This is a genomic window from Lentibacillus salicampi, from assembly GCF_004565465.1.
Lineage (GTDB): Bacteria > Bacillota > Bacilli > Bacillales > Amphibacillaceae > Lentibacillus > Lentibacillus salicampi.
This window is the reverse complement of record NZ_SRHY01000001.1, coordinates 144,954-157,191: the sequence shown is the minus strand read 5'-3', so window position 1 is coordinate 157,191 and position 12,238 is coordinate 144,954. Positions and strand designations below refer to the sequence as shown.

General features: G+C 41.6%; 12 protein-coding genes. 5 read left to right on the top strand and 7 right to left on the bottom strand.

From position 1 onward, the window contains the following. Positions 1-35 precede the first annotated feature (35 nt). Positions 36-923: a DMT family transporter gene (locus tag E4U82_RS00790; RefSeq protein WP_135108133.1), complete on the top strand. Its 888-nt coding sequence runs from the start codon at positions 36-38 to the stop codon at positions 921-923. 350 nt (positions 924-1,273) lie between these two features. On the opposite strand, the gene E4U82_RS00785 is transcribed toward E4U82_RS00790, so the two are convergent. Then, positions 1,274-1,423, bottom strand: a complete 150-nt coding sequence (locus E4U82_RS00785; protein WP_135108132.1) for an FbpB family small basic protein — start codon at positions 1,421-1,423, stop codon at positions 1,274-1,276. 399 nt (positions 1,424-1,822) lie between these two features. Continuing rightward, the gene (locus E4U82_RS00780) at positions 1,823-2,002 is read right to left on the bottom strand and encodes an aspartyl-phosphate phosphatase Spo0E family protein (RefSeq protein ID WP_135108131.1); all 180 of its coding nucleotides are present in this window, start codon (positions 2,000-2,002) and stop codon (positions 1,823-1,825) included. Positions 2,003-2,122: 120 nt separating this feature from the next. Between E4U82_RS00780 and E4U82_RS00775 the strand changes: the two genes are divergently transcribed. The 4 genes from E4U82_RS00775 (at position 2,123) to E4U82_RS00760 (ending at position 5,653) form a co-directional block, all read left to right on the top strand. Continuing rightward, the gene (locus E4U82_RS00775; RefSeq protein WP_135108130.1) at positions 2,123-2,479 is read left to right on the top strand and encodes a PilZ domain-containing protein; all 357 of its coding nucleotides are present in this window, start codon (positions 2,123-2,125) and stop codon (positions 2,477-2,479) included. Positions 2,480-2,531: 52 nt separating this feature from the next. After that, on the top strand, positions 2,532-3,059 hold the full coding sequence (gene lepB, locus E4U82_RS00770; protein ID WP_135108129.1) for a signal peptidase I: 528 nt from the start codon (positions 2,532-2,534) through the stop codon (positions 3,057-3,059). A 268-nt stretch (positions 3,060-3,327) separates the two neighbouring features. Continuing rightward, complete coding sequence (locus E4U82_RS00765; RefSeq protein WP_135108128.1) at positions 3,328-4,488, top strand: zinc-ribbon domain-containing protein; 1,161 nt, start codon at positions 3,328-3,330, stop codon at positions 4,486-4,488. A 22-nt stretch (positions 4,489-4,510) separates the two neighbouring features. Next, complete coding sequence (locus E4U82_RS00760) at positions 4,511-5,653, top strand: S1C family serine protease (protein ID WP_135108127.1); 1,143 nt, start codon at positions 4,511-4,513, stop codon at positions 5,651-5,653. 58 nt (positions 5,654-5,711) lie between these two features. Here the strand turns inward: E4U82_RS00760 and E4U82_RS00755 are convergent, their stop codons facing one another. The 5 genes from E4U82_RS00755 to E4U82_RS00735 form a co-directional block, all read right to left on the bottom strand. Beyond that, positions 5,712-7,655 (bottom strand): sensor domain-containing protein, encoded by a 1,944-nt coding sequence (locus tag E4U82_RS00755; RefSeq protein ID WP_135108126.1) that lies wholly within the window; start codon positions 7,653-7,655, stop codon positions 5,712-5,714. 24 nt (positions 7,656-7,679) lie between these two features. Beyond that, positions 7,680-9,041: a TrkH family potassium uptake protein gene (locus tag E4U82_RS00750; RefSeq protein WP_135108125.1), complete on the bottom strand. Its 1,362-nt coding sequence runs from the start codon at positions 9,039-9,041 to the stop codon at positions 7,680-7,682. 262 nt (positions 9,042-9,303) lie between these two features. Beyond that, positions 9,304-9,714, bottom strand: a complete 411-nt coding sequence (locus E4U82_RS00745) for a YwpF-like family protein (RefSeq protein WP_135108124.1) — start codon at positions 9,712-9,714, stop codon at positions 9,304-9,306. Between the two features lie 27 nt (positions 9,715-9,741). Beyond that, complete coding sequence (gene moaA, locus E4U82_RS00740) at positions 9,742-10,767, bottom strand: GTP 3',8-cyclase MoaA (RefSeq protein ID WP_135108123.1); 1,026 nt, start codon at positions 10,765-10,767, stop codon at positions 9,742-9,744. 65 nt (positions 10,768-10,832) lie between these two features. Beyond that, a complete protein-coding gene (locus tag E4U82_RS00735; protein WP_135108122.1) occupies positions 10,833-12,104 on the bottom strand; it encodes a molybdopterin molybdotransferase MoeA in 1,272 nt (423 codons plus the stop codon). Between the last annotated feature and the right edge of the window lie 134 nt (positions 12,105-12,238).

The window sequence follows — 12,238 nt, the reverse complement described above, 5'->3', positions numbered from 1 at the left end:
ATAACTGTAATAAAGATGTTCGGGGGGGGTTTGTCTTGAATAAAGCATTTTTCTTCATTATACTCGGGGCCGCCCTGTGGGGAACGATCGGCTGGTATGTGAAGAACTTGTATGCGTACGGATTCACACCGATGGAAGTGGTTACGCTAAGGGTATGGTCTGCTGCCGTTTTATTAGTTTTATTTTTAATAATCAAGGAGCCGAAAAAACTGGAACTGGCCTCCTTTTATGACGTGAAATACTTTATTGGAACTGGCATATTCAGCATTATTTTCTTCAACTTTTGCATGTTTACCGCAATTGATTTATCAACTATTCCGATTGCAACTGCCCTACTTTATACGGGACCAGCGTTTGTTACTATATTATCGTTCGTCTTATTTCACGAACCATTAACAAAGCCCAAAATAACAGCCCTTATTATTACCATCATCGGAAGCGCTCTGGTCGTTGGGCTGATTCCGCTTGATCTGAACACTTTTCAGCTGACCGGCATTTTGTTCGGCCTGGGGTCCGGATTTGGATATGCTCTTTACAGCATTTTCAGCAAGTTCGCGTTGAAAAAATACACGAGTTTAAGTATTACCGCCTATACGTTTATCATAGCAGCTATTTCACTGTTGCCATTTTTCCCTTTTCAGGACAAAATTTATTTACTAATGGATCCGAGTGTCTTATTTTTCGCGATTGGGCTGGGATTTCTCCCGACAGCGTTCGCCTATATCATTTATACATATGGCCTGAACCAGACTGAAGCATCGCAAGCCTCTATTCTGACAACGGTAGAACCGGTTGTTGCAACATTGATTGGCGTATTTATTTTTCAGGAAGCATTTTCAGCCGTACAAATGATTGGCATGGCGTGTATTATCGGAGCTGTCATCATCATCCAGCTAAACCCCCGGCAGACGAAAACAACCTAAAAAGTGCGAGTTCAGAATGGAGATTGAAAAAGACCCACATTCCTCACGTTTAATCGCCTCAGAATTTGGGACGGTGCGAGCCCGAGAGGTGATTGGTGCGCCCGCCACGGAGCGTGAGCTGTTTTAGCAGAAGTTCTCCCTTTTATGCCGATTCTCCCGCTCTTCTGTTGATTCACTTTTTCGCCGAACCACCTATACGCAGCTGGCAGACCAGCACACCCATCAGGAAAACCATGTATTGTTCAAACAATTGAGAAGTTAAACAAAAAAAGGGAGCATTTCAGGATGCCCCTCTTTCTTTTCCACAAATTTGAACATGGTTCACACCATCGATTTGTGATAAAATAGATTTACGATAGTTGGTTTATTTTATCAGTTTTTTGTTTAGTAGCTTTTTTATCAAGCCGCTGCTCGATCTGCTTGATTTTTTGTTCATCTTCAAGCAGTTCTTGTTTATTTTGTTTAACCAATTCTTCAAAATTCTGATATTTCGGACGCATGTTAGTCAACTCCTTCATGTATGATCGTTCCAAAAAAGGGGGACTAAATTGTAAACCTTTTTCAGTCCTAATGATAGTATACCTTATTTTTTACCTTGCTAATCAAAATTATTTGAACATTTTTAACATTTTCTTATGGAGGTTCTATGTTCATAGGACTTAAAGCCTATAAACTGGACGGCGCATTTTCCCGGCATTTTCTATGAACTATTCGTCTTTACAGTTTGGAATTGATTTGGTGCGAAAAGGAAAAGTGGCGCTAATGCCAGACAGTTCGTTTTCTTCGATTGGGGAAGGCTCTATGCATTTGTCAGATGCATATGGTATAGACACCATTAGGACAGGTCCTGATTCGCTTGAATCATTTTTAAGGATGTAAAAAATGATCTGAGTTTCACGTCACTTGACTTTTTTCCGGTTATTCGTTTGTTTCATGGATTGGTAAAGGTTTAACAGCCTGTCCAGCTCCTGACTGATTGCGATGGATTCCGGACTTGTAAAACCTTTTTCCATGGCAACATCTGTCATTTTGTTTCGCAAATATTCGATGCGTTTCAAGAGTTTATCGGCAGCACACATGGTGATTTAGATAGCACCTCCATTATATAGCTTACTTAACTTTAGCACACTTCAACAAAAAATGACAAGTTTCAATTCAAATTAATGGAAAAAATTCTTTTATTTTGAAGGGAGATCAACATGTATTTTAAACGCAATGAATCTTACCGTTTTGCATTTGGCCGGGATGTTGCCGGAAGACTGACAAAAATCGAAAAAAACGATAAGGTCACAACGGACGTACAAGTTCTTGACGTTAGTAACAAGGGAGCAAAATTGTATTGTCAAAATCCACTCAGCCTGACCAAAGACACAAAAATCTCCCTTGCTTTTCACCTGAATGCCACCCCTTTTCAAGCAATGGGTGCCATTGTATGGATAAAAAAGTTCCCCCGGTCTACTGAATTGGGTGTCCATTTGAATACAGACGATGAATACAAAGAAAGCATGATACGTGAACTAAAACAAATTGCTAAACAGGAAAAGCAAAACCAGTAAATATTTTATCCCCTTAGCACACTGTATATAAACAACGAAAGGATGTCGTCATGTGGGAAAATCAAAGAAGAAAAATGGTGGATGGGGGGAGTGGCTGAAGCCGATTCTGATAGCCGTCTTAATCGCTTTTTTCCTCCGGTCGTTTGTTTTTGTCGCATCAGTCGTTGAAGGAAAAAGTATGGTTCCTACCCTCGAGGATGGAGAGGTGGTCCTATTCAATAAATTCACCTATTGGTTCAATGATGTCCAGCGAGGAGACGTTGTCATCATTAATCGATCCAAAAAAAATTATGTAAAACGCATTATCGGTTTACCTGGCGAGACCATTTCAGTAGAGAATCAGACATTGTATATTGACGGTGAGAAATACGAACAATCGTTTATTACGGAAACATTTAAAGATGGAACTGGCCGTTTTGACCCCGTCAAAGTGCCAGAAGACAGTTATTTTGTGATGGGGGATAACAGAAAGATAAGCAAAGACAGCAGAAACGGGCTCGGTTTTATCAGTGAAGAGAACATTGCCGGAAAATCAGAGTTTGTTATTTTTCCTATAAACGAATGGTCCTTAACAAAGTGAACACAGGGTCAGACTATGCCACATATCGTCTGACCCTTACTTTTATTCATTATCAAATATACAATAGCCGATATTAAGGGCAAGTAACCCGAAACAAAGAATTCCAAAAGCTGTTTCCCATACTTCCATATATGTGTACCCCCTTTTTGTGAATACCATTTCTTCCACTTCTATCATACCAATTTCCCCATCCTAATGGAAGCAAAAATATGATAAACTTAAGACAGAAGAAGCGTATAACCCGCTGTCAACGAAAGCAGGTGTGATCATGCACCATTGTCCTTATTGTGGCACAAATGTCCGGGATAATGAATCCTATTGTATAAAATGCGGCAAAAAACTGCCGGAAGATCGATATGAGCGGCTTGAAAACAAAAAAGCATTCAATAAAAACTGGTATGTTCCAATCGCTATTCTAGCATTCATTCTTCTGACTGCTGGTGTTTATTATATATTTTTACAGCATCAGACAACCCAGGCAAAAGAATTTTATAACAAAGGTGAGGAACACGCTATTGAAGGGCAATACCAGGAAGCAGGCGAATCCCTGAAGTCTGCCCTTGAACATAACCAGTCGTTTACCCAAGCTGATATAGCCTTTAGCTTTGTCCAAACCGCAAAAGACGCCGAAGCAAATATGGAACAAGCAGCCAAAAACTTGGAAAATCAGGAATTCCAGGATGCCTTAACGCTTATCAATGAAGCAGAAAGCAGTTTGAGCGATTATAGTGGTGACGCTGTTACACCGCTAATCGATAAACTGACAGAAAAACGAAATATGATAAAACTGGAAAAGCTTAAATATGAACTGGACCAGGATCCAGACATCAATAAATTAAAAGCGTTATTATGGGAAGGTGATGGCATTCCTACTGATGAGGCTGCTGATATCACGGGTGCCATTCGAAGCCGTATTGTCGAATATACCTTTTCACGGGCAAGTGAACAATTAAACAGTAAACAATTCTCAGACGCCCAATTAATTGTCGAGGACGGGTTAAAATATGCCCCGGAAGCCGAAAAACTGCAAAGTCTGAAGACAACCATTGATAAAGAGAAAACAGCATTTGAAACGGCGCAGCGTCAACGAATCGAAAAGGCTATCAGTTCGGCTGAGGAAGAACGGAAATTAAATGAAAATGATGCCATTGAACTAATTTCAGTCGACGTCGAAAGTGATGAACAAGGAAAAGTTGTCATAAAAGGGAAAGTAGAAAGTGTCGCCACCATTCCGATCAATTCTATTTTGGTCGAATATGAATTGTTCACAAATGATGAGCGTTTTTTATCAAACGAAGTATACGTTTACCCGGAGACACTTTATCCAGGTGAAACCGGTGAATTTGAGTTCACCCATTTTGATGTGGACCAAAACGCAAACAATATTGACATAAAAGTGGATCAAATCAGATGGTATACCGATCAGTGAATAACTGTAATGGGGTGAACATATGGACAAAAAACAGCGGGGGCCGATAATTGTTTCGGTATTGCTTGTTGCAGCCGGAATGATTATTTGGTATGTCATGTATAATGTGTGGCAATCGAATCCTGTTTCGGTAAACAACCCCACGATTAACAAAGTGGAATCAAACACCGGGAGCCTTGATCTGAAATCAATTATCCACAACGCCGAGAAAAGCGTTGTGCAGATTGAGGGCCAAAATGACGAGAAAACGATCACCGGATCCGGTTTTTTATTTAATGAAAAAGGCGATATTATGACGAACGCCCATGTTGTCAAAGAGGCAGACGTGATTAATGTTCGGACAGCCAACGGTCACATTTACCCTGCAGCCGTCGTTGGAACGGGCGAAAACACTGATATTGCCGTTATTCGTGTTCAGCAGCTCGCTAACCAAAACACGTTAACGATCGAAAAGGGCATAAAAGCTGAAATAGGCGATGAAGTCATCGCTTTGGGCAGCCCTCATGGCTTTCAAAATACCGTCACACTGGGCATTGTCTCCGGAACGGAACGGAATTTTTCCGTTGATGGATTCAATTATGAAAATGTTTACCAGATTTCCGCGCAAATCACAGACGGGAATAGCGGCGGACCGTTGATTAACCGGGGAACCGGAAATGTAATCGGTATTAATTCGGTCGGCACAAACGACGGCACAATTGGTTTCAGTATTCCAGCAAGTGAGATTTATGAACAAGCAACAACATGGTCAAACGAAGCACAAAACGACGAGCTGGACTATAAACGCGCGGATGATATCAGTGCTTCTGATGATCCGGAGCAGTTGACCGAGGATGCAGAGTACGTCGCAGATTATTTTTTTGAAAGTATCAGTATCAGAGACTATGTCGGCGCTTATACATTGCTGGGAAGTGCTATGCAGTCAGCCAACACTTATTCGGACTTCCGTGAAGACTATGTCCAATACAACAACCTTGACTATTCAGAACTGTCAAGCACTGTTACAGAAGATGAGCAGGTCAAAACGACCGTGACCATTACCGCAGAGACAAAATCGCCTGATGAAAAAGAAACAAAACAGGATAGTATGACATATCAGCTTACGATTGGACACGAAAATGATCAACTAAAAATTCTTGACATCAGCAAATCCGGTAAAGATTAACGGTCAAACCGGAGCCCTGCACTGACCACATGTGGCTCCGGTTCATTCAGGTTACGGTTCATAACAATTTTGTCAGTTTCTCCGGGGGCAGTGGCTTGCTGAAATAAAAACCCTGCATTTCATCACACGCTTCATCCGTCAGAAATCGCAGCTGATCAACAGTTTCAACGCCCTCAGCAATGACTTTCATATTCAATGAATGAGACATGTGAATAATAGACTTGACAATCGCCTGATTCTGTTCCCGATTTTCATTGATAAACATTTTATCAATTTTTAATTTCGTTACCGGAAAAACACTCAAATATTTGAACGATGAATAGCCGGTACCGAAATCATCAATTGAGACCATGACACCAAGCTGGCGAAGACACTGTATTGTTTCCAGAATATTTTCCTCATTGGTCATAGCCATGGTCTCTGTAATTTCCAGTTCCAAATATCCCGGAGCCAGTCCGGTTTCATCCAATATTTTTTTGACCTTGCCGACTAATTCCCGTTGATAAAGTTGCTTGGCTGATAAATTAACACCAACTACTACAGGCTGAAACCCTTTATCCTGCCAGGCCTTGTTTTGTCTGCAGGCTTCCTGTAACACCCAATCACCAATATCAATAATCAGCCCTGTTTTTTCAGCCAGACCAATGAAATCATCAGGTGGTATGTATCCCTTCAGTGGATGCTTCCAGCGTAGCAACGCCTCCATTCCGACAATTTCATCCGAATTGAGGTTCTTCTGCGGCTGGTAGTGGAGTTCAAACTGGCCATCCTTTAAAGCCTTCCGCAGTTCACTCTCCATCGTTAACATGGCTTTAAATTTTTCCGAAATAGCGGATTCAAAAATATTATAGTTGCTGCCATATTTCTCCTTGATCACGTACATGGCTGAATCAGCATGCTTAATCAGGTCATTTGCCGTTTTACCATTTTCAGGATAAATGCTGATTCCAATACTGATGGATGTAAATATCTCATAATCATCAATTTTTATTGGTTTCTCAAACGCCGTCATTAAGCTTTCCGCAAATGCAGCAACCGCCTGTTGATCGCTGGGGCATCGCTGCAGAATAAGGAATTCATCCCCGCCCATTCTGGCAATAAATGTGTTCGAATTCAAAAATGTTTTAAACCGTTCCCCGCAAGCGTTTAATAACTTATCACCAAAAGCATAGCCGAGCGTATCATTGATTTCTTTAAAATAATTCAAGTCAATAAAATAGACGGCCAGCATCTCCTGATTGTTTTCCGCCTCAGCCGTGGCTTCTTTTAACACTTTATTGAAATAGTTCCGGTTGGGCAAGTCCGTAAGCTCATCATAATAGGCCATATACTCAATTCGTTTCTCACTTTCGATTCGGCTGGTAACATCTTTTATAACAGCAACTCGGACAATATTTCCAAGATTGTTATAGGGATGCCCCATCATTTCAAAGTGAAACACCGATGTGTCTTTCCGGACCCCCGTTAACGCGTGCGGCCTGTCAGGATAGTGATGGATATCAGAAAATTTATAAAAACTATTCTCGTCAACCAGCCGGGAAAACGACATGTTTTTTATTTCAGATTCTGTATAGCCAAACATATCTGCAAAGGCCTGATCACAATCAATAATCCGGTCTCTTTCGTACATCACGATGCCTTCTAAGTCAGCATAGACCTGACTATTGATATACTTCTTTATTTCATCTGTTTTGTCATTGATGGACAACTCACTGATGATCAGACAAAACATATCTTCTGCGGTACGAATCGATTTCACTTCTGCCAATAATCCGTGTTGATTTTTTATCTCCATTAACAGATGGGTTTCATCATTTTCCTTTAACAGACCGAAGTCGAGATAGTCATGCACAGACCTGCCAATCCCCTTCTCCATCTTCAATAAGTCATATGCAGCATCATTCCCGCGGACGATGTCACCATTTTGCCGCACAAATACGATAGCTTCTTTCAGCTTTGTTAAAATGTGATCATTAATTGGTAAGTCAGTTTCCCTGATCATGATATCCTCCCCAATGGACAGCAATTATCCAATGATAATTTTCTCTTTTGGATAATGGTATTTTCCGCTTTTTTTATGAACTTTGAAAATAAATAGAAACGTAATGATCCCAACTCTTCCGATAAACATTAAGAACATAAGAACGATTTTACTGAAGGTTGAAAGGCTGTCCGTTATGCCAAGTGATAACCCGACCGTCCCGAATGCAGACGTTACTTCAAACAAGACTTGTGTCAGGTCAAATGGTTCCACGATTGACATGATAAGCGTTGCGGTGAACACAAATATAAAGGCCATCATTGTCACCGTTACGGCTTTTAAGAGATCGTCCTCATAGACTTCACGGTTAAAAAGCCGGATATTCCCTTTCCCTCTGCCATACGTAAATATGAATATGATAACCAACGCGAATGTAGTTGTCCGGATTCCCCCGCCGGCACTGCTCGGAGAAGCCCCGATAAACATGAGTGCAGACATGAACAAATGATTTGGCTCTGACAATTGACTAATATCCATGGTACTTAGTCCGCCACTTCGCGTTGTAACCGACTGGAACAGGGAATAAAACAGTACTTCGTGCCACGATTTGTCCGTGAAAAACCCACCTGTATCCAAAAGCATGATAAAAATTGCGCCAACTAAAACCAATCCTAAAAAAGTTAATGTCGTGACTTTTGTAAACAGGGTAAATCTGAACGAATTCCGCCTGTCACTTCTTCCAAATAAAAATGCTTTTATTTCAACTAAAACCGGATATCCGATTGCTCCAAAAATAATCAGCAGCATATTGATAAACTGGACAAAATAATCGTCCCGAAACATTCGCAGCGACTGTCCGGTAATATCAAACCCGCCATTTGTCGTGGCACTGATGGCTCCAAAAAATCCCTGAAACCAAGCTTCTTCCGCCGTTGGAAAATATTGTAAAAAATAAGTCCCGAGAATCAGGAAGCCAATCAGTTCAATGATTAAAATAACCAGTAAAATTTCTTTCACTAGCCGGACGATGCCTGCAAAAGAGGTTTGATTCTGATCAGCCATGATTAACCGGCGTTCTCTCAATCCAATTTTTTTGCCGATGATCATCCAGATGAATGTTCCAACAGCCATCACCCCTACCCCGCCTAATTGGAGAATAATGGCAAGCATGATGATGCCTGTTGTGCTAAACGTATCGGCAATCGTTAGCGTACTCAGTCCGGTAACACTAAGTGCACTGACAGCCGTAAATAAGACATCAATGAATGGCGGGCTGACACCATCCTGATGGGCTGCCGGAAGTGCCAGAACTGCAGTAGCTGCAATAACTGCTATAAAATAAAACAGGAAAATAAGTTGTACCGGTGATAACCGATTGATCCAATGAAAAAACGAATGATTAAACATACGATACCCCTGGCACCCTCCATCCTATTATCGGTTGCTTTCCAAAAAACTTAACACCATTATAACAGTCAATTGTGTTTAATGCTTCTGGTTTCGACAAATTTCAACTAATAAATGAGAGAGTTGGCAGGCCTGTAATCATCGATTTACGGTCCCAGGGAGGACAATTCAGCAGCGGAAGGGAGATTCAGAAACCGGCGTTCACTCTACTTAATCCCTAAAAGTGGACGTCGGTAAGCTTATGAAGGAGGATAGGCAAACATTAAATCTGTTCCTTGAACTTTTGCAGTAATTCTTCACCTTGGTACCCCTGATCAATTAACATCTTTAACTTTGCTTCAATGATTTCTTTTCGCTGATCGACAATGGATCCAATAAACAAAACATTCATTCTGTCTCCGATATCATTAATTCCTGTGATGGCTGTAATAAACGTTGCAGGATCGTTACTTTCTTTTGTAATTTTCACCTGTACCATGACTTCTTCATGATGGCTGCGAAGATTTTGAAAAAAATCAGCATATGTCTTCTCAACATATGCTTCGATCACCCAGTGGTTTTCTTCATCTTCTTTGTCAATAATCAAACCATCCACAAGGGGAATCGATTGCTGCAGCATGTCAGCACTTTCGTTATCAATGATTTTTAATGATTTCAGTTGAAATGTTTTCACACAATCACCCCTGTGGCTCAAATGGTTTTAGCCGCCAATATAGGACATTTCAATTTTCTTTCGGTGTTTCCGTGTCTCTTCTGTACGTTCTTCCGAGTAACGGTCCTTTCGTCTGCCCCATAGACTGGTCAATTCTTGTTCCAATTCACTGTCTGAGAGTTCATCCCCGCGTATTTTTTCACGTATATCAAACCCGTCTGATGCAAAAAGACACGTATATAATTTGCCATCTGCTGACAGCCGAATCCGGGTGCATGTACCGCAAAAAGCATCGGTCACAGAGGAAATAACACCAATCTCTCCCCCGCCATCCTTATAACGGTATCTGGATGCAACTTCACCGTAATAATTTTCTTCTGCCGGTTCAATTGGCAGCTCCTGGTCAATCTTGTTGATTATGTCTTGTTTGGAAATGACATGTTTAAAATCCCAGCCATTATGATTGCCAACGTCCATAAATTCAATATAGCGTAAAATAATATCTTTTCCTTTAAAATAGCGAGCCATTGGTAAAATTTGGCTGTCATTCATCCCTTTTTTGACAACCATGTTGACTTTGATACCAAGACCTGCTTCTTTGGCGGATTCGATTCCTTTCAGAACTGGACTGGAGCCAACACCTTTTCCGTTGATCTCCTTAAACACAACATCTTCAATTGCGTCAAGACTAACATTGACACGCTTCAGCCCCGCTGCTTTCAATTTCTTTGCCTGTTTAGACAACATAACTGCATTGGTTGTTAAAGCGATGTCTTTTATGCCTGGAATGTCTGAGAGCTTGGCAATTAATTCGTCCAGATTTCTGCGCATCAGTGGTTCGCCGCCGGTAATCCGGATTTTTTCCACGCCCAGCTTTGCAAACACTTCGGCAAGCCGGATTATTTCATCAAAACTCAACAACTCTTTCTCCGATAAAAATACGTAGTCCTCGCCGAATATTTCTTTAGGCATACAGTAAGTACACCGGAAATTACACTTATCAATGACCGATATGCGAAGGTCTTTAAGTACTCTCCCGAAGTGGTCTTTGATAGGTTCCGGTTCATTTTGCATAATAACCTCTCCTTCCTATCATTCGTGTTCAAAAAAAGAGGATCCGGACTTTTTGAACACTCTCTCTATATGAGCTGAAATTCACGCTGACCCTGCTCACCATCAAGCAACAAAACTTCTGCTTCGTCACCAGCCTGAAAACCGCGGCTCCCGCCGGGCAGTACCATCAGGCCTGTTGTGTGTGCCAGTGAGGTGACAACATTGGATTTATCCATTCCAGCCAGGTTCGCATATGCTTTGCCATATTCAAATGTTAAATAGATGCGGACGAACCGTTTAAACGGATTCGGCTTTGGAAAGTCATCTGCCAGGGTTGCCTTAATCCGCTTCGGGAACGCATTTGGATTCGACAGGCCGTGTTGTACTAATGGCCTGACAAACAGTTCGAAACCGACATAGCAAGCGGAAGGATTACCTGATAAGCCATACAGGATCTTTTCCCCGTTTGCCGCAACCGTTGTGACACTTCCAGGGCGCATCGCCACTTTGTTAAACAAGACGTCTGCCCCAAGTTTTTCATAAATGGCCGGCATTAGATCAAAATCACCAACAGAGACACCGCCCGTTGTAATCAGAACATCCACCAGTTCCAATGCCTGTGTGATCGTTTCGTAGCTTTCATCAAATTCATCTGCCAGTTTACCAAAATACCGATAGTCTGCTCCGGCCCTGATGATTTGTGAGACAATCATGTGGGCATTGGAGTTGCGGATTTTTCCGGGCTGTAGTTCTTCGTCGACATCCAGCAATTCCGTACCGGTAGCAATCACACCAATCACAGGTTTTTTCGCAACATTAACCTGACTGTAACCGAACGTGGCTAAAACAGCTTTTACACCTGGATTAATCATAGTTCCTTGTGCAATCAGCTTTTCGCCTTCTGCAACTTCCGAACCTTTCCCGATAATATTTTGACCCGATTCCATTGTTCGTTTAATGGACATATAGGAATGATCATCCTGTTCATACGTCTGGCAGACTTCAAACATGGCGATACAATCCGCGCCGTCGGGTATTTTAGCACCAGTCATGATACGGGTTGCCTCACCTTTATGTAAGCTTTTTTCAGGTACCTGACCTGCCCCGATATGTTCGACAACTTTAAATGGCACCGGATTATTCCGGTTTGCTTCCAGGGTATCCTCTGATCTTAATGCAAATCCGTCATAAGGTGATTTCGGAAACGGCGGAACAGGGTGTTTAGCGATAATGGTTTCTGACAGTCTCCTATTATCACAATCATGAATGGAAACACATTCTTTCTCACCTGTGAATCGATGCTCCCATACACGATGAATCGCTTCTTCAACCGGTATCGGTTTTCGCATCTCTACCATCTGCTATCTACCTTCCCTAAGTGTATGTACCACTAGTTTAACAAAGATGACAGAAAATTGATATCATCGACGCCATATTGTCATCAAATGTTTGGAATCAGTGTAGACAGGTATGTTGAAAAACAAGCCCGTGG

What these genes read in the sequence shown, in the direction of transcription:
- E4U82_RS00785 (WP_135108132.1), bottom strand. Translation starts at nt 1,423, where the DNA reads ATGCGTCCGAAATATCAGAATTTTGAAGAATTGGTTAAACAAAATAAA.
- E4U82_RS00750 (WP_135108125.1), bottom strand. Translation starts at nt 9,041, where the DNA reads ATGTTTAATCATTCGTTTTTTCATTGGATCAATCGGTTATCACCGGTA.
- E4U82_RS00780 (WP_135108131.1), bottom strand. Translation starts at nt 2,002, where the DNA reads ATGTGTGCTGCCGATAAACTCTTGAAACGCATCGAATATTTGCGAAAC.
- E4U82_RS00760 (WP_135108127.1), top strand. Translation starts at nt 4,511, where the DNA reads ATGGACAAAAAACAGCGGGGGCCGATAATTGTTTCGGTATTGCTTGTT.
- moaA (WP_135108123.1), bottom strand. Translation starts at nt 10,767, where the DNA reads ATGCAAAATGAACCGGAACCTATCAAAGACCACTTCGGGAGAGTACTT.
- E4U82_RS00775 (WP_135108130.1), top strand. Translation starts at nt 2,123, where the DNA reads ATGTATTTTAAACGCAATGAATCTTACCGTTTTGCATTTGGCCGGGAT.
- E4U82_RS00735 (WP_135108122.1), bottom strand. Translation starts at nt 12,104, where the DNA reads ATGGTAGAGATGCGAAAACCGATACCGGTTGAAGAAGCGATTCATCGT.
- E4U82_RS00765 (WP_135108128.1), top strand. Translation starts at nt 3,328, where the DNA reads ATGCACCATTGTCCTTATTGTGGCACAAATGTCCGGGATAATGAATCC.
- E4U82_RS00755 (WP_135108126.1), bottom strand. Translation starts at nt 7,655, where the DNA reads ATGATCAGGGAAACTGACTTACCAATTAATGATCACATTTTAACAAAG.